The following is a 25,580-nucleotide window of genomic DNA, read 5'->3' as shown; positions in this document are numbered from 1 at the left end:
TTAATGATTATGCCCAGTCGTATACACAGCTTACCTATACTGTCCTAAACCAAGCTACGGATAAAAAACCAATGGGTAAAAAATAATCAGCAATATCGGTAATAAATAGCAGCGAGCATCACTACCTCGTGCTTGATTATGCTGGTCTGTGTTAAACTGTGTCGCTATATATTTATAGCACGACTGAATAGATGACGATAAGCCCGCATCATTGAGCACAGTTTTAGGTAAAACAAAGTTATAGGTATCAATTTTTAAAGCGCTTTTTAAAATATTGGTTTTAAATCGCTGTATTTTTTGAACCACCATTTTTTAGCTAATATTATTATTTTGTTTTAGGTAGCATTGTTTTTTAGGTAGCATTGTTTTTTAGGTAATATTATTTTGAAATATTTTGCGCGTGACCAATTTTTAGCGGTTTTTTAGCATTGTAATTGTAGTATTTTGAGCCTTTATTCATATCCACTCATTTTTGTTATTATTGACAACCTTTACGCCATATTTTGATGAATCGATTGATTGTATCAACGCACTGAGCGAGCGATAGCGAGTCACAATATAAAAATGTCCGATGCAAGCAAGCGAGTATTTATGAACGATAAGTCAGTTTCTAAGTCCACATCTCAACTGGCCACCTTAATCCAAATGGGTAAAGAGCAAGGGTATTTGACCTATGCTGAGGTGAATGACCAACTGCCCGACTCTATTACTGAAAGTGATCAGATTGAAGATATCGTGCAAATGCTAACGGACGTTGGCATTAAAATTTTTGAATCTGCGCCTGATGCCGATGACATCTTGATGAACGATGAGTCAAGTGATGACGAATCAGCAGCCGATGAGGCAGCCGCGGTATTAGCAGCGGTTGAGACCGATCCTGGTCGTACTACTGACCCTGTGCGCATGTATATGCGTGAGATGGGTACAGTTGACCTGCTTACCCGTGAAGGCGAAATTGCCATTGCCAAGCGTATCGAAGAAGGTATTCGTGACGTGCAGCATGCGATGTCTTACTGGCCCGGTACGGTACAGTTCGTCCTTGACGAGTACCAAAAAGTCCAAGATGGCGAGAAAAAATTGTCTGACGTCATCACCGGTTTCTTAGACCCTGAAACCGAAGAAGACAAAATCGCTGCCCAAGAAGCAAAAGAAGCGGCGAAAGAAGAGCGTGAGCGCATTAAAGAAGAAAAAGAAAATCCGCCTGTTATCAAACCAAAAGCCAATGCAAAAGCAGCGCTTGACGATGATGATGAGGACGAAGAAGAAGTTGAAGAAGAAGCCGAAGAAGAAACCGGCGGTATCGATCCAGAAGAAGTACGCCTACGTCTGGAAGAGATTGAGCACTTATTTATCAAAGCCAAACAAGCCTTGCTTGATTATGGCCGTGGTAGCGTAGAAGCGGATGCGGCTTATGCCCTACTTGCCGAACGCTTTATGATGTTGAAGCTTAATAATCGCTTGTCAGACCAAGTCATGGCCATTATGCATGACGTCTATGATGATGTGCGTAAGCAAGAGCGTCAAATCATGCGTTTGGTCATTCGCCGTGGTCGTATGCCGCGTGATGAATTCCGTAAAACTTTCCCTAGCAATGAGACCAACGTTGATTGGCTAATTGAGCGTATTAAAGGCAAGCCTGCTTTTGCGGGTACGCTAGAAAAAGTCACCGACGATGTGATTTTACTGCAACGTAAAATTCGTGATTACGAGCAGCAGCTCGATATGAAAATTCACGACATGAAAGACGTTGCCCGTCGCATGGCTGTCGGTGAAGCCAAAGCGCGCCGTGCTAAAAAAGAGATGGTCGAAGCTAACCTACGTCTGGTTATCTCTATCGCTAAGAAATACACCAACCGTGGTCTACAATTCTTGGATTTGATCCAAGAAGGTAACATTGGCTTAATGAAAGCGGTTGATAAATTTGAATACCGCCGTGGTTATAAATTCTCGACCTATGCCACTTGGTGGATTCGTCAGGCAATCACCCGCTCTATCGCTGACCAAGCACGCACGATTCGTATTCCTGTGCATATGATTGAGACCATTAACAAAATAAACCGTGTCTCACGTCAATTGCTGCAAGAAATGGGACGCGAGCCAACGCCTGAGGAATTGGGCGAACGCTTAGAGATGGACGAAGTTAAAGTCCGTAAAGTGCTAAAAATTGCCAAAGAGCCTATCTCTATGGAGACGCCAATCGGTGATGATGAAGACTCGCACCTAGGCGACTTTATCGAAGATGGTACTATCTCAAGCCCTGTTGATGATGCGACCGCAGCTGGTCTACGTGAAGCGACGCGTGACGTCTTGGGTAATCTGACTGAGCGTGAAGCACGAGTCCTTAAAATGCGCTTCGGTATCGATATGCCAACCGACCATACCTTGGAAGAAGTTGGTAAGCAGTTTGATGTGACGCGTGAGCGTATTCGTCAGATCGAAGCAAAAGCATTACGTAAATTGCGTCATCCATCACGTTCTGAGCACTTGCGTTCTTTCCTTGAAAATGACTAATGTAGATAGTATGAGCTAAACATATATCAACATTCTTAAAACCAAACCAAAAAAGCTGAGCATGTCTCAGCTTTTTTGTGCCTGTAAGCTTATAACGCCAAAACCCTCTTTATATCCACTTTTTTGGGTGCCTCTTGCTAATGATGGCTGAGTTCGCCTATCATAGAGTTGGGCTACCTAATTAACAGCGGCTCAAAGCTATTAGAATTTTATATTTGTTATTAAAAAATAAACCTTGTCGGGGTGCTTTGATTTTTGACGCTTTAAGTACAATCAAAATCATGGCTGAGAGTTACCCGCGAACCTGATGCAGTTAGCACTGACGTAGGAAACAAGCGTGTCGATATATAAGTCACATTTACCTCATATTTTGTCGCTCTATTTAACCTAGACTGGCTAATTTTTTGTGCCTTATCCCTTCTCGTTTCCTGCCATTTGCTTGCTTGCACTTTATAACAGTAAGTGAAAACTATGGATTACCAAACGCTACGTCATAATTGCCCAACATGGAATAATTATACTCAACATAACTTTGTCAAGCAGCTAGCAGCAGGCACGCTCGCACCTGACAGCTTTCGTCACTACCTCATCCAAGATTATTTATATCTGATTCACTATACCCGTGTGATGGCATTGAGCGTGTATAAGAGTGACACATTGGCACAAATGCGCGTCGGCCAAGCGGGTATCAACGCCATGCTCGATATGGAAATCGGTATGTATTTGGATTTTTGTCACCACTGGGGTATTGCGCTTGAAGAAGTAGAAAACGCCCCTGAATCTGCCGTGACCATTGCTTATAGCCGCTATATATTAGACGCTGCGATGTCAGGCTCTCTAGCCGAGCTCTATGCTGCGATTGCCCCTTGTTTGATGGGCTATGGAGAAATTGGCAAGTCTATAAAAAAACAAGGATTTATCGCTGATAATCCATATCAGCTATGGATTGATGTGTTTTCCAGCGATGACTTTCAGGCAATTACCGCGCAAAACGAAGCACAAATTAATACGCTGTTAGCCGATGCTACTCCTGCTCAAGCAGACAAATTCCAACGGTTATTTAATACTGCCGCGCGTATGGAAGTTAATTTTTGGCAGCAGGCGTTAGATTTGTCATAGCCTATACCTTTCATATTCAAAAATCCGATTAATCCCTCAATATAATAACGAACACACTCAAGGAGAAACTTCATGGCCACATTCGATGAACACGCAAGCGCGTATGACAGCTGGTTTTTTGACAATCAAAACTTACTGACTAGTGAACTAAAACTGGTTGCTCACTTCTTAGATAAAGACAGCGAGATACTGTCTATCGGCTGTGGTAGCGGACTGTTTGAGTCACTACTGGCTAAGGATTACGATATTCATATCACGCACGGTATCGAGCCTTCTAAAGATATGGCAGAAGTCGCTGAGAAGCGCGGCTTACAAGTGGATATTAGCCCTGCTGAAACGTGCGAGATTGAGCCCAATAAGTTTGACATCATTATGTTTAACGGCAGTGTCAGCTATATCAGCGATTTAGGCTTATGTATTAAAAAGGCCTTTGATGCTCTAAAGACTGGCGGTAAACTTATCCTGATTGATGTGCCAAAAGAAAGCGGCTTTGCCAGCTTATACAATTTGGCCAGCTCGTTAGACACGTGGGAGCATCCATTACTTGCGCACATCTCCCCCGCCGACCCTTATCCTATTGAACTGGTTAAATCAGCAAACTGGCGTACCTCTGATGAAAAAATCGCGCTGATGCAAGCCAATGGCTTTGTCGATTTTGAATATGCGCAAACTCTATTGACCCATCCTATGTATGCTAATGACAAGGTACAAGAGGTCATCGAAGGCTATGATCGCGGTGACTATGTGGCCATTTGTGGTTATAAAAAGTAGACGCTAAAATTGATGCGGTAATAACACTTGAATAACATCAGTTATGCCATCATAAACAGCACAATGCATTTTATAAGAGCGAGGCAAAACCATGAGTGATGACCAAAAAAACAACGACCAAAAAACAACCAATCAAAGAGACGTTAAAGTCACTGAACTGGTTGCCAATAATGGTGTCTTAAAAGGCAAAAAAACTGACGTACAAAACCCTGAACTTTGGCAGTTCCCAATGAACTATCCATTGAGTATCATCGGTCATGAAGGCGAGCATGACAGCTTACTCAATGAAGTGAAGCTCATACTTGGTAGCCAGTTCCCAGAGTTTGATTTGGCTTCTATGGAAGTCAAACCGTCAAAAACAGGACGCTTTCATTCGGTTCGTGCCAATTTATACTTAACCACCGTTGAGCAAGTGAACACGCTTTATGCGTCACTCGATAATGCAAAAACCGTACGTATGGTCGTCTAACGACAGTTTTATTAATTTAAGAAAAACCAGCCCATTTTTCGTCCGAATCGTCACTCATATGGGTGGCGATTTTTTATCGCCTAGGGTACAATCTCAACCCAAAATATTAGCGCCATTCAGCAGATTTGCGTGCGTCAATTTACCCAACAATAAAAAGTAAATCAGCGCCATTTTTTACAAAACTTTTATTATTTATCTTATTCGCGTCTAACCCTTATCCCATCGTCCTTTGCCAAAATTTGGACACGCTTTACCCCCTAGGCAACATAGTTTGCCGCTAAAATCAATATAGCATTTTCAAAACTTTCCCGCTATATTGTGTCCACCTACTAACAAATACGCTATATGTAGTGCTCAGTGGTTTAAACCATCACTATGAGCAATGGCATCGTTTTGCCTAGAAAACACTCTGCTGTGACAGGATGTTATAGCGTGATAAAGAATGCCTGCCAGCTATATAACTGTGCAGCATCATTAAATAATTACCAAGCAATCAACTTACGAGGTCAGCATGACACATATCGATAAAATCCAAGTAACCAAACGTGATGGACGTTTAGAGCCTATTGATTTAGATAAAATTCACAAGGTTATCGAGTGGGCAGCTCACGGTTTAGATAATGTGTCGGTGTCACAAGTGGAGCTAAAATCGCACATTCAGTTTTATGAAGGCATCAAAACGCGTGACATTCACGAGACCATCATCAAGTCTGCTGCTGACCTTATCTCTGAAACCACGCCTGACTATCAGTATCTAGCCGCGCGTTTGGCCATCTTCCATTTGCGTAAGATTGCTTATAATAAGTTCACGCCTCCGCATCTGTATGACCATGTTAAGAAACTGACTGATGCCGGTAAATACGATCAGCATATCTTAGCGGATTATAGCCGTGCGGAATTTGACGAGTTAGAAGAGTATCTTGATCATTGGCGCGACATGAACCTGGCCTATGCTGCCGTTGAACAAATGGCGGGTAAATACCTCGTACAAGACCGCGTCAGCAAGACCGTTTATGAGAGCCCGCAGTTCTTATATATGCTGGTTGGTATGTGCCTGTTTGCCAGCTATGAAAAGTCAGAGCGTCTCGATTATGTGAAGCGCTTTTATGATGCGACCTCACAATTTAAAATCTCTCTACCAACGCCTATTATGTCTGGTGTACGTACGCCATCGCGCCAGTTTAGCTCGTGCGTGTTGATCGAATGTGGTGATAGCCTAGACTCTATCAACGCCACCACCAGCGCTATCGTACGCTATGTATCGCAGCGTGCTGGTATCGGCATCAACGCTGGTCGTATTCGCGCCCTTGGTAGCCCTATCCGTGGCGGTGAAGCGCAGCATACTGGCTGTATTCCGTTCTACAAACTATTCCAGACTGCGGTTAAATGCTGCTCACAAGGTGGCGTCCGTGGCGGTGCAGCAACGCTATTTTACCCATTATGGCATTTGGAAGTTGAGTCGCTACTGGTACTGAAAAACAACCGCGGCGTTGAAGACAATCGTGTCCGTCATATGGACTATGGCGTACAGTTAAATAAGACCATGTATACCCGCTTGATTAAAGGTCAAGATATCTCGCTATTTTCACCAAGCGACACACCGGGCTTGTATGATGCCTTCTTTGAAGATCAAGACAAGTTTGAAGAGCTATATACCAAATACGAGAATGACCCTAGCATTCGTAGCCGTCAAATTCCAGCAACTGAGCTGTTTAGCCTGATGATGCAAGAGCGTGCCAGCACCGGTCGTATTTATATCCAAAACGTCGACCATTGCAACACGCATAGCCCATTTGATGCGACGGTTGCGCCGATTCGCCAGTCAAATCTATGTATGGAAATCGCCCTACCGACCAAACCACTTGATAATATCAATGACGAAACTGGTGAAATCGCCCTTTGTACCCTATCAGCGGTCAACTTAGGTAAAGTTGAAAACGTTAGCGATATCGAAGAGCCAGCGGAGCTTATCGTCCGTGCGCTTGATGCTCTACTCGATTATCAAGACTATCCAGTCAAAGCAGCTGAAAATGGCAGTATGCGTCGCCGTACCTTAGGTGTTGGCGTGATTAACTATGCCTATTATTTAGCCAAAAATGGCGTCCGCTATTCAGACGATAGTGCTCTTGGTCTAACCCATCAAACCTTTGAAGCACTACAGTATTATCTCTTGAAAGCCTCAAATAAATTGGCAAAAGAGCAAGGCGCTTGCCCTGCCTTTAATGAGACCACCTACTCGAAAGGTATCTTGCCGATTGATACTTATAAGAAAGACTTGGATAAGATCTGCCAAGAGCCGCTCCATTTAGATTGGGAAACGCTACGAACTGAAATCACCACCCATGGTCTGCGCAACTCTACCCTAACCGCCTTGATGCCGTCTGAGACCTCTAGTCAGATTGCCAACGCGACCAACGGTATCGAGCCACCACGCGGTTTGGTGTCTATCAAAGCGTCAAAAGATGGCATCCTCAAGCAAGTCGTGCCTGAGATTGATAAGCTAAAAGATCAGTACGAGCTACTATGGCAAATGCCGAACAATGACGGTTACCTAAAGCTGGTCGCTATCATGCAGAAGTTCGTCGATCAAAGTATCTCTGCCAATACCAACTACGATCCCGTTCGTTATGAAGGCGGTCGTGTACCAATGAAGATATTGCTAAAAGATCTGCTAAACGCGTATAAGCTTGGCGTGAAGACGTTGTACTACCATAACACTCGTGATGGTGCGAACGATGCCCAAGCGGATATGGAAGATGATTGTGCTGGCGGTGCATGTAAGATTTAAGCAAGTGATGAATGGCGGGTTTCGCTTTTGGGTTAAGCTCGCTATATATCAGTAATATATTTTAGGAATATTTTAAAATTTGTTTGGCTCTAAAAGAATCAGGCAATAAAAATGGCAAAGACGATTTCTCATCTTTGCCATTGGAGATATTAAATATTGGCGTATTTAATATCAAGGAGTTAAGACTATCGACTTCCACAAGTGGTAAGAAAATAGAGTAACTTTCCGTTGTAAGGCAGCTATTCTAATTCAAAACTTATCCCTTGTCCAAGACAAACCGTGAAGTGATAGTCACACATGTTTCAACTCAGGAGTAATGAGTATGGAGATTTATTGTGATACCCATGGTGACTCTGGCGTAAGCGCGTTTGAAGTCGGTACCGACTTTATAATTGTACGTTTTACGAAAGGCGGTACGTATCTGTATAACTATTTCACAACTGGCTCTTATCATGTCAATAATATGATAAGACTGGCTAGACTAGGAAATGGACTTAACGGATACATAAACTTAAATGCTAAATATACTTATGCTAGAAAAATTGCGTAGATCTTTAGTCTAACCTCAATGGTTTAGTGTTCGGGTGTTTCGGCACCTTCGCACTATTGAGTATAAGTTGCTGAGAGGAATAGAAATTTGAATATGTCAGTTAGTAAAAAGCACTTTGTGAGAATTACTACTTGGGATGATATTTTTAAATTGAGTGGATATACTGACTCAATAGATCCTAAGAAGGAGAAACTAAAGCAAGTTATTACTAAATATGAACTTCCAAACAAGGGAAGATGCGGTTTATCAAATTGTCGTACACCTCATAACATCGGATGTATTGTTGAAACTGAATCTGGAAGGCTGACTAATTTAGGAAATGACTGCGGTAAGAAGTATTTTGGAGAAAACTTTACTTCTCTGAATAACAAACTTAGTAGAGAGATTGATTACTTCAACAAAGTTGAGAGTATAAAATTAGCAAAATCGAATGTTACTGAGAATTATAGAAAGTTAAGTGAAATAGAAGCTGATTGGAAAAAGATTGAAAGCGTTTATAGAAATATGAAATCAGAAGGTCTTGAATGTTTGTACAATAAGTTAGAACAAATGATGCACAGTAAAAGCTCTTCTATATCTATACAGCGTAGAGCAACCAAACCTGAGATTGAATTTGAAGAAGTTAGAACAGGAAAAACTGTTCAAAGTCCTTTTTATATCTCTGAAAATTTAGGTAATTTAAAAGGTCTTGGCTATCTGGTTGATAGAATCAAAATTAAAGATATGATTCAAAACAATAAGGTAATTCTTGAAAGTTTAGAAAAGTTCGATGAGGAAAATATAGCTTTCAAAGATCTAAATAAGATGACAAAAGATAATGAACGTTTAAAAGATAGTATTTATGAAGTCCACAGTAATATCAGAGAAGGCTTTAAGTTATTTGAAGCAGATAATATGAGGCAATTTACGCCTTTAATAAGTAGTAAAAGGCATAGAAAATTAAGAAGGTTTTTGAATTGTTGTTTTGAAAACTAATTAACCTACAGCACATTAATAAGATTAAATTGTAGGGTGCGCCCAGCGCACCGATGATATGGAAATTGTGTTTAACAGTGCGCGAGGCGCACCCTACAAAATATATAGAGTAACAATTAAGACCTAATTTTCGTGCTAAAATTAGCCCTATATTTAGAGCTTAATATTAGCGGAGAATGAATCATGCAACCAATATTTGCGACACAGACAGCCAGTATTTCAGAGTTAAAGACCAACCCTTCGGCACTGATTAAACAGTCGGATGGTGAATCCATTGCTATTTTAAATCACAATAAACCTGTGGCTTACTTGGTTTCCACAGATATGTATGAGCGCATGATGGAAGTGATAGACGATATGGCATTAAGCCAAACCGTTAGCGCACGGATGAATGACGGGCAAGTACCTATCAAGGTCACATTGGATGACTTATAATCTTGAGTTTCATCCTCTCGCGTTAAAAGAATGGAAAAAGTTAGCGCCCAGTATTCAGCAGCAGTTTAAGAAAAAATTACAGCAGCGCTTATTAAATCCTCGTGTTCCTGCTTCAAAACTCTCAGGACATACGGATGCCTATAAAATTAAACTACGCACCATAGGTTATCGCCTGGTTTATACCGTCAAAGATGATGTGATCGTGGTTTATGTATTAGCAGTAGGCAAAAGAGAGAATAACAAAGTATATGATGCGCTTGCGACACGCCAACCATAATTAAAACATAGACAGAATAAAAATGACGGAGGTCATAGAGTGCAATATACCGCAATCATCAAAGACGGTGGTTTGTTTATCCCTAACGTATTTTCAGACCTAAACGATGGTGGCTCGCATATCGTGCAAGTAGAAGTCGATATCGAGGAGGTTCGTCAGCAATTGAATAGCAGCGCTGTGTCAAAGATGGACGCGCCAAGACAAGCAAAAAAACCAGTAAAAAAGCCGCTAAAAAAAGAAACACAGAAAGCCGCAGAGGTAGATTTAAGTACGCTGCGTAAGAGTGCTATCGATGAGCTAGAAGGCTTAGATGATAGTGAGCTTAGCGAGATTTTCAAGGCCTATATGAATGATGGACAGGAACCAACACAAATATCACTAGAGAATTTATAATACAGAGCCTATAACCCATTTTACTGATACTTTTAAAACCGCATTGTTAAAACCGCATATCCAATTTTAGATTAACCATTTGTATAACTTATAAAGGTGGCACGATGACTTACTCAATCTTTTCGCAAAAACCAAATAATGCTTTGCTCGAACCCATGTTCTTTGGTAATCCGGTCAACGTGGCGCGTTATGATCAGCAAAAGCACCCTGTCTTTGAGCAGTTGATTGAAAAGCAGCTGTCGTTCTTTTGGCGTCCAGAAGAAGTTGATGTGTCAAAAGACCGTATGGATTATGGCAATCTATCGTCACATGAGCAGCATATCTTTATCAGTAACTTAAAGTACCAGACGCTACTCGACTCTATCCAAGGTCGTAGCCCAAACGTGGTACTGTTGCCATTGGTTTCTATTCCTGAGCTTGAAACGTGGATTGAGACGTGGACATTTTCTGAGACCATTCACTCGCGCAGCTATACCCATATCATTCGTAATATCGTCAATGATCCGGGTATTGTCTTTGATGACATCATGCAAAATGAGCACATTTTAGGGCGCGCTGCCGACATCGCTAAGTACTATGATGATTTGTACTACGATTCACAGCTCTATAATATGTATGGTGCTGGCACGCATACCATCAATGGCAAAGAAGTGAAGGTTAGTTTGAAGTCGTTGAAAAAACAGCTTTATTTATGCTTAATGGCGGTTAACGTCTTAGAAGCCATTCGCTTTTACGTATCGTTCGCCTGCTCGTTTGCCTTTGCTGAGCGTAAGCTGATGGAAGGTAATGCCAAGATTATTAAGCTCATTGCTCGTGATGAGGCGCTACATTTAACCGGTACGCAGCATATCTTGAACTTGATGCGCAATGGCAGAGATGACCCAGAAATGGTCGATATTGCCTATGAGTGCTATCAAGAAAGCATTGATATCTTTACCAGAGCGGCTGAGCAAGAAAAAGAATGGGCGGGTTATTTGTTCAAAGACGGCTCAATGATTGGTCTAAACAAAGACATCCTTTGCCAATATATCGAATATATCACCAACTTACGTATGGAAGCGGTTGGCTTGCCAGTGGCATTCCCCAATTCTAAATCAAATCCGATTCCTTGGATTAATACGTGGTTGTCTTCTGATAATGTCCAAGTGGCGCCGCAAGAGACGGAAATCAGCTCGTACTTGGTCGGTCAAATTGATTCAGACTTATCAGACAGCGATTTTGATGACTTTGAGCTTTAAGTCTTAAAAGCTTTGAGCTTAAATAGAGTTAAAAGTTAATCACTTGATTGTACTGGCTTGCCCTTAATATCTTAAAGGTAAGCCAATATCTTTTTAGCCATATTTTATAAATAAGGTAATCATTAAAGAACACTGGCATACTTATAAAGCCAGTTAGGATAGGGTTGAATTATGACTTGGGTAATGACGAGTAAGAAGCAATTCTACTTGCATGATGACGAGAGTCTGCTCGATGGCTTGCTACGCACCGGACATGATATCAATTATCAATGTAAGGAAGGCTACTGTGGCAGTTGCCGCATTAAGCGGATTGCTAGCTCACATGTTATTGATTATCCTTTTGAGCCACTGGCCATGATTGAAAAAGATGAAATCCTGCCGTGCTGCTGTCGCGTGCAAGGGGTGATTTATATCAATCATGAGCTGATAGAAAAATAACTGCTAAATTAGTAATGCTATTATTAAACATTAAAAGTCTAATAAAAAAGCGCGTTATCTACAAGATAACGCGCTTTTTTATTATTGAATAAACTCTAAAACCGTTTGCTTAAACTTTATTTTATGGAGCATACTGTTATAAATTTACTTATAAAGGTGCGCCATCTCTTTCAAACAGCTGCAATAGCTCTTCGCGCATACGGTCACGCTCGGCTTCTGACATCATCGGCACTTCTTGTCTTTCATCTTGTAGATTTGGTTCAGCCATACCGCCAATCGTTTCATCGTGAATTATGACGGGGCGTGCCATCGGCTCTTGCGCCGGACGTTCTTCTAGCAGTATCTTCACTTGGGCGTTTTTACCGCGGCGTAAGACTTGAGCATTGAGCGTTGTATTAGGTGCTTTACGAGCGACATACTGAATCAACGTATTGGCATCCGTCATCTCAATGCCATCAATCGTCAAGATAATATCACCGATACGCAGACCACTCTTAGCGGCAGGACTCTTAGGAACGACGTTAAGTACTTCTACCCCAGTTGAGGTCTCTAGCTGCGTTGGGTCACGTAATTGTGATTGTATCTCAATCCCCAACCAACCACGGCTCACTTTGCCATCTTTAATAATAGCGTTCATCACTTGTTCAACGATAGCGGTAGGAATGGCAAAGCCGATACCCATAGAGCCACCTGAACGTGAGTAAATAGCCGTATTGATACCAACCAATTCACCATGAGCATCAACCAGTGCGCCACCTGAGTTACCAGGATTGATTGCAGCATCGGTTTGAATAAAGTCTTCAAACTTATTGACGCCAAGTCCGGTACGTCCCGTCGCAGAAATAATACCTTGGGTCACGGTTTGACCGACACCGAACGGGTTACCAATCGCTAATGCGACATCCCCAACTCGAATAGCTTCTTCACGGAAGCCAAGTGGTGTCAGACCCGTCATATCGACTTTAATCACCGCCAAATCACTGTCTGGATCCGTGCCAATCAGCTTAGCACGGCTCTTGCGACCATCATTAAGGGCGACCGTAATTTCATCGGCTTTTTCAATGACATGGGCATTGGTCACGATATAACCATCTTCTGAGACAATCACGCCAGAGCCTAAATTGGTATTGCCCTGCTCTTCTGACGGTCCGCCATGAAACTCAAAAAACCGGCGCAACACAGGGTCATTCATATAAGGATGCTCTGCCATCGTCTGCGTTGTATAGATATTCACCACTGACTGTGAGGCGCGAGCAACGCCATTATGATAAGAAGAAATCGGTGCCGGTGTATCCGAAACCGGCGCTGAAGCTTGCTGCTCAGCAGGTGTGGTTCTAGGTGGCTCCCATGCTTGCTCTGATGCCGTCTTCATACTCGTAAACAACCAGATAAATGCTGCAATCACTATCAGCAACAAAATCCAAGGTAACCATTTTACCAGACCAGCCTTGTCGTTGGCGTTCCGAGATGACGACATATAAAAACCTCTATATTTTTTAAAAACAGTTTTTGTAAAAACAGTGAATGATGAATCAGTAAAAACACTTCTAACCAATCAAGTATATCGGCTGTAAAGCTAGACAACTTAATAACTATAGATCTCATAGACTCAGAAACGCTATAGATCATATAGACTAAGGTATGCAAATTATAACTGGCAACAGTGCCAAATAGTAACGCATCGTGTACCGTTTCAGTTATTCGACTTGTCTACTCTTTTATAGCAGCATGCTAAAATAGCGAGGATAAAAATCCTGTATGATTTATAAATATTATCTTAGTTATTTAATACTTAGTTATCTAATGTAAATACCTGATCCCTTTTAGCAGTAAAACAGTACAAAATCAAAACAGTGAAAAACTGAAACAATTATAAGGAAAGACCATGACCACGCACAATATCTCAAACCCACCTTCAAGCGAATTTTCCACCCAGCTCTTAAATAATACGATTAGTGCTCAAGCCCTCACTGAATTTTGTGACGAGTACTTATCAGCCGCAGCCTTTAAAGACTATGCTCCCAATGGTTTACAAGTAGATGGTGGCCGACTTATCCGGCGACTCATCACTGGCGTGACCGCATGTGAGGCGTTGATTGATGCCGCGATTGCTGACAACGCTGATGCCATTATGGTCCATCATGGTTACTTTTGGAAAGGGGAACCTGCGCCCATTACAGGGATGAAAGGCCAGCGCATCCGCAAACTCATGCAACATGGTATCTCTTTGATTGGCTATCATCTGCCACTTGATGCCCATCCTCGCATTGGTAATAACGCCAAACTGGCTGAGCTACTTGATATGAGTATCATTAGTGCCCTCTATCCTAGCGAATCACATCCGGTTGGTAATATTGCCACTTGCGCACCGCAAAACGCTCAAAGTCTTATTACGCAGATTACCGATGCACTAGGACGCCTGCCACTACACATCTCTGCTCATTATCAAGCCTCAGATACTGACGGATATAATGGACAGAATAACAGGCTGATTGAAAGAGTGGGTATCTGTACCGGCGGCGCGCAAGATATGATTGAACAAGCCGCCCTAATGGGCTGTGACGCTTTTATCTCAGGTGAGATATCAGAGCGCACCACGCATATTGCCCGCGAGCTTGGTATTGATTATTTTGCCTGTGGCCATCATGCGACAGAACGTGGCGGTATTCAAGCATTAGGAGAACTCGTTGCTCAGCAATTTGGCTTACCAGTGACTTTTGTAGATATCGATAATCCAGCCTGATGATTAAGCAGTTTTAGTAAATTTTTCGTTGTTTTGGCACTAATTTTTAACATTTTAAGCACAGTAAAAGCATTTTATTTCCTATGGCAATCACTTTTTTTGACGTTTATTGTCAGTAGAGTGGCGGAAACAGGGTCATTTTTTACCGTTTATAGTGCTATTGTTAAGTTTTATCGCTAATTTATTAACCCTACTTGAATAATATAGTGAATATCCGCATATTAGTACCTGAAGAAAGAATGTCTTGTCATGAGACTTCCCATTTTTATAGCTTCCGGTTATGGTGCTAAAACACTGTTGGTTATCTACTATCTAATTTTTTAATGGCATTTTTCTGATTAATAATTTTTAGATAATCAATCACTGAATACTGTTTAGATAGTATTTCCTGTTTTTAGCGTCGCGATACTGCTTAAGTAAAATGTGTTTGCTACTTATTTTTAATGAGTAGTCAGACAGGTCATTTGCTTGTTTCTATCGCTGGGCAATATCTATTATTGGCCATCTACTCTCCTACAAACTATTTAAAGAGTAGCTGGTTAGTAATATGAGCGTAGCAACGATTAAGTGCAGCTGTACCGCGCTTATGCCACGTTTTTGTCTCAATAACTTATTCATGACCTTACCTATGTTTAATATAGTTCAATAACGGGGCTTTTAATTAATAGCCAGCTCTATCATCGATGAAGGAATCATCCGATTTATACCCTTCGCGGTGTGGTGCGTCTTTTCTTTAGAATAGTTTTCGAAATTATTTTCATTTAAAAAAAGATAACATTGGGCATTGGTTAACTAATTGAGAGACTAGCACGCTAACGGTTATATGTTTGAGGTTAGCAGCACTATATGTAAACAAGATGACATTGTTCTTATTTTATTTATAAGGGCAATTCTATCTAAAATGCAATGACATTTATGCCCCATATATAGCCATACGCTTTATATGAATATATAAGCATAAATTGCTGGAGCATTTTTATGGTATGCAGGATGGCTAAAATCAGGAGACATCCATGCAGCGTATTACTTATCGTGTGAAAGTATCTGCGCAAGGGGCTAAACGCCGTATCTCATACTTACTGCGTCCATCTAAGCGCCTACTACACACCAAAAGTAACCTCGTTCCAGCCGTTGCACCTATTAAAGTGACTCGTTTTGCCAAAACTAAAAAATTGGCACAAGTGTCTAGCATTGCCCTGCTCTCTTTACCTGCTGAGAGTCTGATGACGATGGGCGCACCCATACCAGCTTATGACCATGTCATGTTGGAGAAAACGTTAACGATTGCCGCCGTGCCAGGTGACAGTACTTACTTTGCGACTGACGGCTTTCAGCATGGTTTTGGCTACGACTTAGTACGGAGTTATGCGGATGAGCTTGGGGTAACAATCGATTTAAAAGCTTATGCTAGTGAAGAAGCCGCGTTAAGAGCGTTAAAATCAGGCGATGCCGATATGGCATTGACCACCGCCAGCACCCAGATGAAAAGTCAGCTGAATTTATCTTCAGTTAATGTTAGCTGTGGCTATGACGCCAGCTTGACCAAAAATGGTCTACATCCTAAGGTCAGTTGGACATTTAATTCAGCCAATGACCCATTATCACAAAAAGCCAGTTATTTCTTATGTGATAGCATGAAGCTTGAACACACACAGAAATTGGCGGCATTTTATAATCAGAATTTATTAAAAGATGCTTATAGCCAAGACCATTTTAAAAAGACCCTGATAGAGAAATTACCCGACTATCAATCTTCTTTCGAAGAGCAAGCGCGCAATTACAACCATGACTGGGAGTTGCTGGTGGCAATGGGCTATCAAGAGTCACATCTTGATGCTAATGCTGTCTCACCGACAGGGGTACGCGGCCTAATGATGCTGACCAATAATACCGCTAAAGCCATGGGCGTCTCTGACCGCGTTGATCCTTACCAAAGTATCGGTGGCGGCGCTCGGTATTTGGAGCAAATGAAAGCCGATTTTACTGATGTGCCAAAGACTGACCGCATCTGGTTTGCCCTCGCCGCTTATAATATGGGTCCAAATGCCGTAAAAGGTATCCAGCGTAAATTGAGTGCCAATGGTATTGATGATAAAAGCTGGGCAAATATATATGCCTACTTATCTGAGAACAGAGCCTCAAATAGCCGTTATGGTCAGGCGATGCATTATGTGAGTAATATTAGAAGCTACCTTGAGACCATTAAAACGCAAACTGTCTAATGACCTTTGTTTTTAAAATATTTTTAATGAAAAGTTCTTAATAAAAGCTTCTAAATAAGATCCGTATAAAACCTTTGCAATAAAAAAGCTGCTCTTCTATAAGAGCAGCTTTTTTTTAATTTACAACATTTATTAAATACAATTATATTAGCGATTCGGTACGGTTAAACGTTGACCGCGCTGTAGCATAGTATCTACGGCGATGTTGTTCATATCAGCAAGCTCTTTGGTTGATACGCCATATTTACGTGCCAATCCAATCAAGCTGTCCCCTGAGCCAACGGTATAGCTTACCGTAGCTTTCGGTACTTTGATCGTTTGACCACGTTGTAACTGGGCGTTGGTCGCCAAATTGTTAGTCGCTGCTAAGTCCTCTACCGAGACGCCAAACTGACGCGCTAAAGCAATAAGACCATCGCCAGATTTGACTTTGTAGCTCTCAGTATTACCGAGTTTTTTGCCGTTACTACTGGCAGTATTGGCGCTGCTATTTGTCTCCGCAATTGCACTACTGTTACTCTTGCTACTGGTGTTACTAGTATTACTGTTAGTGCTAGGAGCGCTCACTGTACCATTGGCAGGAATGGTAATCGTACGACCCAGTATTAAATTAGCATTGGTTTTCAGATTATTCGCAGCGGCCAAATCACCCAGACCAATGTTGTAACGCTGCGCAACGCCCGTCAAGGTATCGCCTGATTTGACTTTATAACTGACTGCCTTGTCATTGAGCTGACGATCAACCAAATCTTTAGTGACAGGTACTTTAATCGTTTGACCACGTTGTAAGCGCGCTTTGGCATCAAAGTTGCTATTTACGGCTGCCAGTTCTTCAGGACTAATGCCAACGCTATTTGCAATACCGATTAAAGTATCACCTGATTTGACTTTATAGTTGGTCGTTGGTACTGAGCTTGACGTGCTAGCAATATTAGTATTATTAGTTGTCTTACTGGAGGTGCTGCTAGGCGTGGTACTCGCCGGAGTCAAGTCCACATTGGCTGGTACTTTTAAGGTTTGACCGACATATAATGAATCGGTCGTACTCATGTTATTTAGCGTCGCCAAGGTGGTGGTAGGCACATTAAATTGACGTGCCAAAGCAATCAGACCATCACCTGATTTGACTTTATAATTTTTGGTTGCTGTGCTCGGCCTACTAGGTTTGGTCGATGGCGCAGCAGGCGTGCTGGCTGGCGCAGTCACTTTGCCAGGCACAAGCCATAGTTTTTGGCCACGTAGCAAGTCGGCTCTACTGCTCAAATTATTATAGGTTGCTAGCTGAGTCACCGATAAACCAAAGCGATTGGCCGTACCGATAAGCGTATCGCCACTTTGTACCACATAGCTTTCAGGCTGGCTTGCCGCTGTATTACTGGCATTGCTCAATGGTTCAATAGATTTGGCGTTATATAAATATAACGTACTGCCCGCTAATAGATTAGCACTGGCATCTATCTGGTTCCATTCAGCAATATCACGCCAGCTTACACCCGCGCGACTGGCGATATTTGCTAAGGTATCACCACGTTTAACCGTATAGGTGCTACGCGTACCTTGTGGTTTTGGCTTACTCACCGATGTTTTTGGAAAACTCAGTTTCTTTTCTTGACCACTGGCCTCTAACACCGATTGCTGCGTCTGGACCGCTGATAGATTGATATTACCATCGGCATTAATGACTTTAGTTTCAGGCGTACTGATACGAATTTGACTGGCAATGAAATCACGCTCTTCTTTGCTTAGCGGCGGTTCTTGAATAATGGTATTGTTTTGAGTAATTTGCGCCGATGTGGTCGGCAAGCTATTACTGCTCTTTAGCTCAGCATTAATCTTTTTAGTTTCTGCTGAGGTCAATGGTGGCTCAACACGAAATGAGGGATTGCTGCTATAAACAGAGCTGCTCGTCGCTGAAGTCGTCGGTGGGATATAACTGGTGGTTTGCTGCGGCACACTGGCGCTCGCCGCATAATCAGCAAGTGCACTACCGGTAGAAGGTAATGACGTACCACTGGTATATGGTTTATTGTTATAGCTAGGCGTAGTAGCAGTGGAGCCTGAGTAGCTTGGCGTAGTCGTCGTAACAGCATTGCTAGAGGCAAGAATATTACTACTGCCATTACCTCTCAAGGCGCTCAGTTTCGCATCTGTCGTCAAGCTGACGTCATTAGGAATAATGATACGCTGTGGACCCGACGAATCAATACGGGCAGACGTGAGCGCCGTATTCAATCTTTCTAGCTCATCATAACTGACACCCGTTACTTGTGCTACTTCAGCTAAGCTGACGCCATAGTTGACTGGCACACTACGGAAATGCTGGCGGTTAGCGATAGCGGGTAGATAGACACCGTATTGCTCAGGCTTAGCGACGATTTCGGCAACCGCTAAAAATCGCGGTACATAGTTCATGGTTTCAGTAGGCAATCTTAGTGACCAGTAATCCGTCGGCAAGCCCGCAGCAGCATTGGCATCAATAGCTTTTTGTACTCGACCAGGACCGGCGTTATAAGCCGCTAATGCCAGCTCCCAACTACCAAACTGGTTATGCAATGCCGTTAGAAAGTCGTAAGCGGCTCGCGTTGATTCGATCACATCACGGCGACCATCGTAAGTGCTACTTTGATTTAGACCATAAATACGCCCAGTACTCGGGATAAACTGCCATAAACCTGCTGCCGCCGCACTACTGGTACCACTTGGATCGTAGGAACTCTCAATCACAGGCAGTAACGCAAGTTCGGTTGGAATATTACGACGCTCAGCTTCTCGCACCGTATGGTAAAGGTAACGACTGGCACGCGCGGTTAAACGATTTAGATAGTCTTGACGACTGGTAAACCAACCTTTTTGCGCTTCAATACGCTGATTATAAACAGGCTGCCCACCATTCATTCGGTAGCCTGCACGCAAACGATTCCATAAGTCACCATATTGTTGAATCGCAAGTTTATTGCCTTCAACCATAGTCATATCAGTGGCTTCTAATAAATCGGCCAGCTCATCTAAGCTTTCAGCATCTAAAAATGCCGTTGAATAATCAGCGCTAGTGCTTGGCTTTGTGGCTTGAGTGACGGGACGCTTGGTGACCACAGCTGAGCTGCCAGTCGCACCCGTGTTCTTCACCGCCGAAGTATTACTACAAGCACTGATAAGTAAAGTCGACACCGCAAGCGTCAGTGGTAAAGCTATAAATGAGCGAGATTTTGATGACACAGTAGACATGATAGTGGAAGTTTCCTAACAACAATAAGTGATAAAATAAAGTTAATCGACAGTATAGTACGCAATATCAAACAAAGACCAGCCTATTATGAAAGATAATAAGTAGAATTTAATCTACTCTCTCTTTCAATGGCTAAATAGCGGTATTATTTATACGATTCATTAACTAGCGCTGTTGATGACGGCTTGTTGATGACTAATTAATCGCCACTTGTGAGACAGCGCGTAAAAGTACCGCATTACCCGTCGATAAGGTAAGCGTCACTCTCGATGTTGTGACAAATGAGACCTTTTGCCCGTCTTTTATCCAGCTTTCGTTGGTAGTGACATTGGCTTTTGCTTGCTCACCAGTAATGACGATATTATCCACATTGATATCATAGCGATAGTTTGAAGTGTTACTCCAACTGTTTTGCAGTAATTTTAGATAAGCATCTTTGTCGAGACTGGTAGACTTGCCTTTTCTAGACATTGAAATCAGCGCATCGTCAGATACGAGGCGTGCGACTTGATTGACATTTTGGCTATTGGCTGCTGATTTCATCGCCGTGGCATAGTTTTGCACCAAAGCTTCGCTCATGGTTGCCGCTTGCGCACTGATACTCATTGTGCTGGCAGCCGCCACTATCGCGGTCACGCTAGCACTTTTCATCAATAGAGCCAACAGCCCTTTTCCCCATAGTCTTTTCATGATATTCCTTAGTGATACTATTGTCGTTATGATCATTTGTGATTGTTATCATGCAATGACGCTTAACGGTTATGTATCATTTAATTATAAAGTGCTGCTCTCGTATATAAACATCTATCCCATAAACTAAAACCAAATTGTACTTTTATAAATCATACGGCTATAAGAATCAGTCGTGCTTTTATCCGTTAAGTATTCTAAATCTAGCCAAATTTAAGATTTTTAGCAGCCTTTTGTTATGATAATTTTAGCCTATCACTAAATTCTCACAGCTATGTGACACCCTGTGTAATTATTGCGAATATCACCAAAGATAGCAGTATAGGTTAGATGCTATGATTAAATGCAATGTTATTTATAAAAACTGCCTAGATCATCAATAATTTAGGCAGCCTTATCAAACGCATAGTTAATGCTTATCCTCAGTAGGGATTTCTTCGTACTGCTCGTCATCACTTAGCTTCATACCCAAGCGCTCAACCCGTCTGTCCATCATCTGCCGAGCTAACGCCTGCATGTCTTCGACGCGATCTATTTCATCGACAATCTCAAGACCCAATAAGGTTTCAAACACATCTTCTAATGTCACCAATCCTTTGACTTCGCCATACTCACCAACCGTAATCGCAATGTGAAGACGGTTTTTTAGCATCAACTCTAACAAATCAAACAATTTCATCTTTGAAAATACAAAGGTAATGTCGCGTTTATAATCTGTCAGTGGTTTGTGGGCAGCATTATTGAACTTTGCCAATAGCATGTCGGTTTTTAATACAAAACCGGTGATATTGTCTAAATCGCCATCATAAATTGGTAAACGAGAAAAAGTAAGTTTTGGTCGGTCAACTAGCAGATCAGCAACGGTTTTATTTTCTTCAAATGCCAGCATTACCGAACGTGGGGTCATAATATCTTCGACTTTGATGGCACCAAATGCCAATAAGTTACGAATGATACGCGACTCTAATGGGTCGATTTGTCCTGACTCTTCACCGATACTAGCAAGGGCAGCAAACTCACGACGACTAAACGCCTGCGGTTCTTTACCGCGTACTAGCAATTTAGTTAATTTTTCTGAAAACCAAATAAGTGGATATAGCAGCAAAATAATACCGCGGACAAAATAAGCAACTAAGCCACCTAATTGGCGCCAATATATAGTTCCGAGTGTTTTTGGCATGATTTCCGACAAAAACAAAATGGCCAACGTCATGATCGCAGAAAATAGTCCAAACCAAGCACTACCAAACACTATGGTGGCTTGAGCACCTGCACCGATAGAACCTAGCGTATGCGCTACGGTATTTAAGGTTAAGATAGCCGCCAACGATTGATCGATATTATCAACCTTTAAACGTCTCAGCATGTTGGCTTTTTTTGGATTGGTTTCTTGAATGTCAGCAATATATGACGGTGTCATACTGAGTAATGCTGCCTCTGCCAACGAACAAATGAATGAGATGCCAATTGCTACAACCACAAATAAGATAAGTAGTAGCACGCTGGTCGGGCTTGGGTTTGCTAAGCCATCGGCAGCCAGCACCGATTGCGGCAGTAGTAGAGTGGTTAGCAGCGTTATCAGTGCGAATAATATGGAAAGCCGTTTTACAAAAAGGCGCGACATATTTAAGCGAATCATACCGAACCAATTTTTACTAAAACAATCATCGTTACGCATCGTTGGGGGAGGTTCAGCGGATGCGTCTTTACGACAGGCGCGCGGACGGTATAAGCGAGGTACAGATATAAAAGAGGTAAACAAGTTAGGTAACCTAAACAAAGAAGAAAAAGGAAGTCACAATATATCATGAGCTGACGGTAGCAGATAGAAAATAATAAATGATGAAGTCTAATTTTTATCTACATGGTCACTAAAAGCGCTCTCAAGATATACTATTATAGCGCCTATAGCGCCATTTACAGCTATATAGAAAATCCTTGAATAGTAGCACCGATAGTACTATTTCACAATAAATCACTATTCATTTCAAGAATGTAGCTGGTCTAACAATGCTAATCACTTCACTGTTACGACTCTATAAAACTTAATATCTCCACTTAACATTTGGCTTTTCTCCCAGCTAAGGGTCTGATTACCCTGCCTTCTAAGACAGTAAAGCGATTGCTACCCCAAATATTGGCAGTTAGTATGCTATATGGTTAACAAAAACACGCCTAGCCTATGATTAACAGTTACCAAGTCTGGGATTTTTTGTTACTATGCGTTTAAATTTATTGTTATCTATAATTTATTGAGAGATATATGGAACAGTTCGGTCAAATCTTATTACCAGTTGCCTTTTTTGCAATTTTTTACTTCTTAGTTATTCGTCCCCAATCTAAACGTGCTAAAGAGCATCGTGCGATGGTCAATTCATTGACCGTCGGTAGCGAAATCATATTTGCTGGTGGCCTAATGGGTCGTATCAAAGCACTAGAAGGCGATTATGCGGTTGTCAGCCTAAACAACAATACTGACGTTAAAGTACAACGTGCTTCTGTTATTTCAGTATTGCCAGCCGGTACTATCGAAAGCGTTTAATTATTATTGATACATTTGGTAATTGCTAAACATTGGTTGTGACTAATTGATGGCCGTTATCAATTAATAGTTGTAATGACTTTAAAATGACCGTACATTATTTACGGTCATTTTTCGCTTTACTGCTTTACGCTTTACCGTTTTTTGCTTTACTATCATCGCGGATGATCACAGTGGTGCATGATTCAGTACGACTACTCATACTATATAGTAGCTCTCCATTTAGTCACTCACCTCTGTTATCGCTAACTTCCCATCTGCTAACTTGTGGCCTGCGTCGCCAGTAGTTTATCAACTTAAAGAAGTGATTATGCAATATCCCGCTTGGAAATACTTACTCATCGTCGTCGTGCTCATCATTGCCGGTCTATACGCGGCTCCTAACCTCTATCCTGATGAACCTGCCGTACAGATTACCAGTGCAGCAGCAGGTACGCAGCTGTCTGAAGGTATCTTGACTCAGTCTCAAAGCTTGCTTAAAGAGGCTGGAATTAATAATCATGACGGTACCTTTGAGGGCAACAGCGCGCTGGTGCGTCTTGACAATCCAGTCGATCAGCTAAAAGCTCAGGAAGTGCTGCGTCAAAATTTGGGCGAGAACTACGTAGTCGCGCTGAACTTGGCACAGACTACCCCTCAGTGGTTGCGTGATATTGGCGCAAGACCTATGAAACTCGGGCTTGATTTGCGCGGTGGTGTGCGTTTTGTGCTAGAAGTAGATATGGACAAGGCGCTCGAGCAACGTTTAAACAGCGCCAGTCGTGATATGCGCCGTGACCTACGTGCTGAGCGTATTGCAGTTAAAGGTATCAAAACAGAAAAACGTGGCGTGGTACTACATTTTGCTGATACCGATACCCGTAACCGTGCGCAAAACGTCCTACAAGGTTCGATGGGTAATACATTCTCCTTACAGTCTTCTATTGACGAGCAAGGTCCTGCGCTGATTTTAGCTTATAACGATGCAACGCTTGATGAAATCAACAGCTACGCGGTTAATCAGAACTTGACTACTCTGCGCAATCGTATTGCTGAGCTTGGGGTAACCGAAGCCTTGGTACAATCACAAGGTGCCAGCCGTATTGTTGTTGAGCTACCGGGTGTACAAGATACTGCAGAAGCAAAACGTGTTCTTGGTCGTACGGCCAACCTTGAGTTCCGTATGGTCGCTGAAGGCGCTGAAAATTATATGGGCGGCATTCCTCCTGCTGGTACCGAAGCGTTCCCATTTGAAACGCTTGATGGTCCACCAGTGTTGCTAGAGCGCCAAGCGATTGTCACAGGTGACAAGGTAACCAACGCTCAAACGGGTATCGATGAAAGCGGCTCGCCTGAAGTAAGTATTACACTAGATAGTGCTGGCGGTAAGCTGATGCAAAATGCTACCCGTACAGCGGTTGGCAAGCAAATGGCCGTATTGTTTATTGAAAACAAACAACGTATCGCTTATGAAGAAGATCCAGTGACTGGCGAAACGGTGGAAGTACGTACTCCTTACGCTGAAACTAAAGTCATTAACCGTGCCAACATTCAAGCGGTACTTGGCTCATCATTCCGTATTACCGGTCTTGATAGTAGTGCGGAAGCCGCTGAGCTTGCGCTCTTGCTACGTTCAGGTGCGTTAGCAGCGCCGATGTATTTTGTAGAAGAGCGCACTATTGGCCCATCATTAGGTCAAGAAAACATCGATAAAGGGCTATTTTCCACCCAAGTTGGTTATTTATTAGTCTTTGCGTTTATGATTATTTTCTATCGCCTATTTGGGGTGATTGCCAATATTGCTCTAGCAGTTAACGTGATTATTATCATCTCTGTTATGTCAATCTTAGGCTCATCACTGACCCTACCTGGTATTGCGGGTATCGTATTGACCATTGGTATGGCAGTCGATGCCAACGTTCTGATTTTTGAGCGTATCCGTGAGGAACTAGCAAACGGTGTCAGACCAAAATCTGCGATCGTGGCAGGTTTTGATCGCGCTTATAGTAGTATTTTCGATGCCAATATCACAACTTTACTGGTCGCCTTTATCTTATTTGCGATTGGTACAGGTCCGATTAAAGGCTTTGCGATTACGTTAGCTATTGGTATTGTCAGCTCGCTATTTACCGCCATTTTGGTAACGCGTGCGCTGATACAAATTGCTTACGGTAAGCGTAAATCTATCAAACGTCTGAGTATCGGTTAGGAGAA

The 25,580-nt window shown here is 42.2% G+C and carries 19 protein-coding genes and 1 riboswitch; of the genes, 15 read left to right on the top strand and 4 right to left on the bottom strand.

The annotated features are described in order from the left end of the window. Nucleotides 1-591: 591 nt before the first annotated feature. From rpoD to yfaE, 11 genes are all read left to right on the top strand, one after another. A complete protein-coding gene (rpoD, locus tag FQ084_RS07330; RefSeq protein WP_149489976.1) occupies nucleotides 592-2,511 on the top strand; it encodes an RNA polymerase sigma factor RpoD in 1,920 nt (639 codons plus the stop codon). A gap of 229 nt (nucleotides 2,512-2,740) precedes the next feature. Then, nucleotides 2,741-2,859, top strand: a riboswitch (TPP riboswitch). A 123-nt stretch (nucleotides 2,860-2,982) separates the two neighbouring features. Continuing rightward, nucleotides 2,983-3,630, top strand: coding sequence for a thiaminase II (tenA, locus tag FQ084_RS07325; RefSeq protein ID WP_149489975.1), 648 nt, complete (start codon nucleotides 2,983-2,985; stop codon nucleotides 3,628-3,630). 72 nt (nucleotides 3,631-3,702) lie between these two features. Beyond that, nucleotides 3,703-4,401, top strand: coding sequence for a class I SAM-dependent DNA methyltransferase (locus FQ084_RS07320; RefSeq protein WP_149489974.1), 699 nt, complete (start codon nucleotides 3,703-3,705; stop codon nucleotides 4,399-4,401). A 91-nt stretch (nucleotides 4,402-4,492) separates the two neighbouring features. Beyond that, nucleotides 4,493-4,870, top strand: coding sequence for a YbeD family protein (locus FQ084_RS07315; RefSeq protein ID WP_149489973.1), 378 nt, complete (start codon nucleotides 4,493-4,495; stop codon nucleotides 4,868-4,870). Nucleotides 4,871-5,381: 511 nt separating this feature from the next. Next, nucleotides 5,382-7,658 (top strand): class 1a ribonucleoside-diphosphate reductase subunit alpha, encoded by a 2,277-nt coding sequence (gene nrdA, locus FQ084_RS07310; RefSeq protein ID WP_149489972.1) that lies wholly within the window; start codon nucleotides 5,382-5,384, stop codon nucleotides 7,656-7,658. A 637-nt stretch (nucleotides 7,659-8,295) separates the two neighbouring features. Further along, a complete protein-coding gene (locus FQ084_RS07300) occupies nucleotides 8,296-9,183 on the top strand; it encodes a hypothetical protein (protein WP_149489970.1) in 888 nt (295 codons plus the stop codon). Between the two features lie 183 nt (nucleotides 9,184-9,366). Next, nucleotides 9,367-9,618: a type II toxin-antitoxin system Phd/YefM family antitoxin gene (locus FQ084_RS07295; protein ID WP_149489969.1), complete on the top strand. Its 252-nt coding sequence runs from the start codon at nucleotides 9,367-9,369 to the stop codon at nucleotides 9,616-9,618. Then, complete coding sequence (locus tag FQ084_RS07290; protein WP_149489968.1) at nucleotides 9,608-9,895, top strand: type II toxin-antitoxin system RelE family toxin; 288 nt, start codon at nucleotides 9,608-9,610, stop codon at nucleotides 9,893-9,895. Before FQ084_RS07295 ends, FQ084_RS07290 begins: the two co-directional genes overlap by 11 nt. A 39-nt stretch (nucleotides 9,896-9,934) precedes the next feature. Beyond that, a complete protein-coding gene (locus tag FQ084_RS07285; protein ID WP_149489967.1) occupies nucleotides 9,935-10,288 on the top strand; it encodes a hypothetical protein in 354 nt (117 codons plus the stop codon). A gap of 104 nt (nucleotides 10,289-10,392) precedes the next feature. Next, nucleotides 10,393-11,526, top strand: a complete 1,134-nt coding sequence (nrdB, locus tag FQ084_RS07280) for a class Ia ribonucleoside-diphosphate reductase subunit beta (protein ID WP_149489966.1) — start codon at nucleotides 10,393-10,395, stop codon at nucleotides 11,524-11,526. A 171-nt stretch (nucleotides 11,527-11,697) separates the two neighbouring features. Further along, the gene (yfaE, locus tag FQ084_RS07275; protein WP_149489965.1) at nucleotides 11,698-11,964 is read left to right on the top strand and encodes a class I ribonucleotide reductase maintenance protein YfaE; all 267 of its coding nucleotides are present in this window, start codon (nucleotides 11,698-11,700) and stop codon (nucleotides 11,962-11,964) included. 148 nt (nucleotides 11,965-12,112) lie between these two features. Here the strand turns inward: yfaE and FQ084_RS07270 are convergent, their stop codons facing one another. Next, nucleotides 12,113-13,441, bottom strand: coding sequence for a trypsin-like peptidase domain-containing protein (locus FQ084_RS07270; RefSeq protein ID WP_149489964.1), 1,329 nt, complete (start codon nucleotides 13,439-13,441; stop codon nucleotides 12,113-12,115). A gap of 408 nt (nucleotides 13,442-13,849) precedes the next feature. Here FQ084_RS07270 and FQ084_RS07265 point away from each other — a divergent pair, with 408 nt between their 5' ends. After that, nucleotides 13,850-14,707, top strand: coding sequence for a Nif3-like dinuclear metal center hexameric protein (locus FQ084_RS07265; protein ID WP_149489963.1), 858 nt, complete (start codon nucleotides 13,850-13,852; stop codon nucleotides 14,705-14,707). A 1,013-nt stretch (nucleotides 14,708-15,720) separates the two neighbouring features. Continuing rightward, nucleotides 15,721-16,929 (top strand): transglycosylase SLT domain-containing protein, encoded by a 1,209-nt coding sequence (locus FQ084_RS07260; protein WP_149489962.1) that lies wholly within the window; start codon nucleotides 15,721-15,723, stop codon nucleotides 16,927-16,929. A 147-nt stretch (nucleotides 16,930-17,076) separates the two neighbouring features. On the opposite strand, the gene FQ084_RS07255 is transcribed toward FQ084_RS07260, so the two are convergent. The 3 genes from FQ084_RS07255 to FQ084_RS07245 all read right to left on the bottom strand — a co-directional run bounded on the left by FQ084_RS07255 (nucleotide 17,077) and on the right by FQ084_RS07245 (nucleotide 22,592). Then, a complete protein-coding gene (locus tag FQ084_RS07255) occupies nucleotides 17,077-20,154 on the bottom strand; it encodes a LysM peptidoglycan-binding domain-containing protein (protein ID WP_149489961.1) in 3,078 nt (1,025 codons plus the stop codon). Between the two features lie 196 nt (nucleotides 20,155-20,350). Beyond that, nucleotides 20,351-20,845 carry a nuclear transport factor 2 family protein gene (locus FQ084_RS07250; RefSeq protein ID WP_149489960.1) on the bottom strand — a complete coding sequence of 165 codons (495 nt, stop codon included), beginning with the start codon at nucleotides 20,843-20,845 and terminating at the stop codon, nucleotides 20,351-20,353. 409 nt (nucleotides 20,846-21,254) lie between these two features. Beyond that, nucleotides 21,255-22,592, bottom strand: coding sequence for a hemolysin family protein (locus tag FQ084_RS07245; RefSeq protein WP_149490206.1), 1,338 nt, complete (start codon nucleotides 22,590-22,592; stop codon nucleotides 21,255-21,257). Nucleotides 22,593-23,108: 516 nt separating this feature from the next. Here FQ084_RS07245 and yajC point away from each other — a divergent pair. Both yajC and secD read left to right on the top strand, forming a co-directional pair. Then, nucleotides 23,109-23,387, top strand: coding sequence for a preprotein translocase subunit YajC (gene yajC / locus FQ084_RS07240; protein WP_149489959.1), 279 nt, complete (start codon nucleotides 23,109-23,111; stop codon nucleotides 23,385-23,387). Nucleotides 23,388-23,697: 310 nt separating this feature from the next. After that, complete coding sequence (secD, locus tag FQ084_RS07235) at nucleotides 23,698-25,575, top strand: protein translocase subunit SecD (RefSeq protein WP_149489958.1); 1,878 nt, start codon at nucleotides 23,698-23,700, stop codon at nucleotides 25,573-25,575. The last annotated feature ends 5 nt before the right edge of the window (nucleotides 25,576-25,580 follow it).

It is taken from the genome of Psychrobacter sp. ANT_WB68 (assembly GCF_008369115.1).
In the GTDB taxonomy this organism is placed as follows: Bacteria; Pseudomonadota; Gammaproteobacteria; order Pseudomonadales; family Moraxellaceae; genus Psychrobacter.
Note: the sequence above shows the minus strand (reverse complement) of the source record. Positions and strands in the feature narration are given on the sequence as shown.

What these genes read in the sequence shown, in the direction of transcription:
- rpoD (WP_149489976.1), top strand. Translation starts at nt 592, where the DNA reads ATGAACGATAAGTCAGTTTCTAAGTCCACATCTCAACTGGCCACCTTA.
- tenA (WP_149489975.1), top strand. Translation starts at nt 2,983, where the DNA reads ATGGATTACCAAACGCTACGTCATAATTGCCCAACATGGAATAATTAT.
- FQ084_RS07320 (WP_149489974.1), top strand. Translation starts at nt 3,703, where the DNA reads ATGGCCACATTCGATGAACACGCAAGCGCGTATGACAGCTGGTTTTTT.
- FQ084_RS07315 (WP_149489973.1), top strand. Translation starts at nt 4,493, where the DNA reads ATGAGTGATGACCAAAAAAACAACGACCAAAAAACAACCAATCAAAGA.
- nrdA (WP_149489972.1), top strand. Translation starts at nt 5,382, where the DNA reads ATGACACATATCGATAAAATCCAAGTAACCAAACGTGATGGACGTTTA.
- FQ084_RS07295 (WP_149489969.1), top strand. Translation starts at nt 9,367, where the DNA reads ATGCAACCAATATTTGCGACACAGACAGCCAGTATTTCAGAGTTAAAG.
- FQ084_RS07290 (WP_149489968.1), top strand. Translation starts at nt 9,608, where the DNA reads ATGACTTATAATCTTGAGTTTCATCCTCTCGCGTTAAAAGAATGGAAA.
- nrdB (WP_149489966.1), top strand. Translation starts at nt 10,393, where the DNA reads ATGACTTACTCAATCTTTTCGCAAAAACCAAATAATGCTTTGCTCGAA.
- yfaE (WP_149489965.1), top strand. Translation starts at nt 11,698, where the DNA reads ATGACTTGGGTAATGACGAGTAAGAAGCAATTCTACTTGCATGATGAC.
- FQ084_RS07270 (WP_149489964.1), bottom strand. Translation starts at nt 13,441, where the DNA reads ATGTCGTCATCTCGGAACGCCAACGACAAGGCTGGTCTGGTAAAATGG.
- FQ084_RS07265 (WP_149489963.1), top strand. Translation starts at nt 13,850, where the DNA reads ATGACCACGCACAATATCTCAAACCCACCTTCAAGCGAATTTTCCACC.
- FQ084_RS07260 (WP_149489962.1), top strand. Translation starts at nt 15,721, where the DNA reads ATGCAGCGTATTACTTATCGTGTGAAAGTATCTGCGCAAGGGGCTAAA.
- FQ084_RS07255 (WP_149489961.1), bottom strand. Translation starts at nt 20,154, where the DNA reads ATGTCTACTGTGTCATCAAAATCTCGCTCATTTATAGCTTTACCACTG.
- FQ084_RS07250 (WP_149489960.1), bottom strand. Translation starts at nt 20,845, where the DNA reads ATGAAAAGACTATGGGGAAAAGGGCTGTTGGCTCTATTGATGAAAAGT.
- yajC (WP_149489959.1), top strand. Translation starts at nt 23,109, where the DNA reads ATGGAACAGTTCGGTCAAATCTTATTACCAGTTGCCTTTTTTGCAATT.
- secD (WP_149489958.1), top strand. Translation starts at nt 23,698, where the DNA reads ATGCAATATCCCGCTTGGAAATACTTACTCATCGTCGTCGTGCTCATC.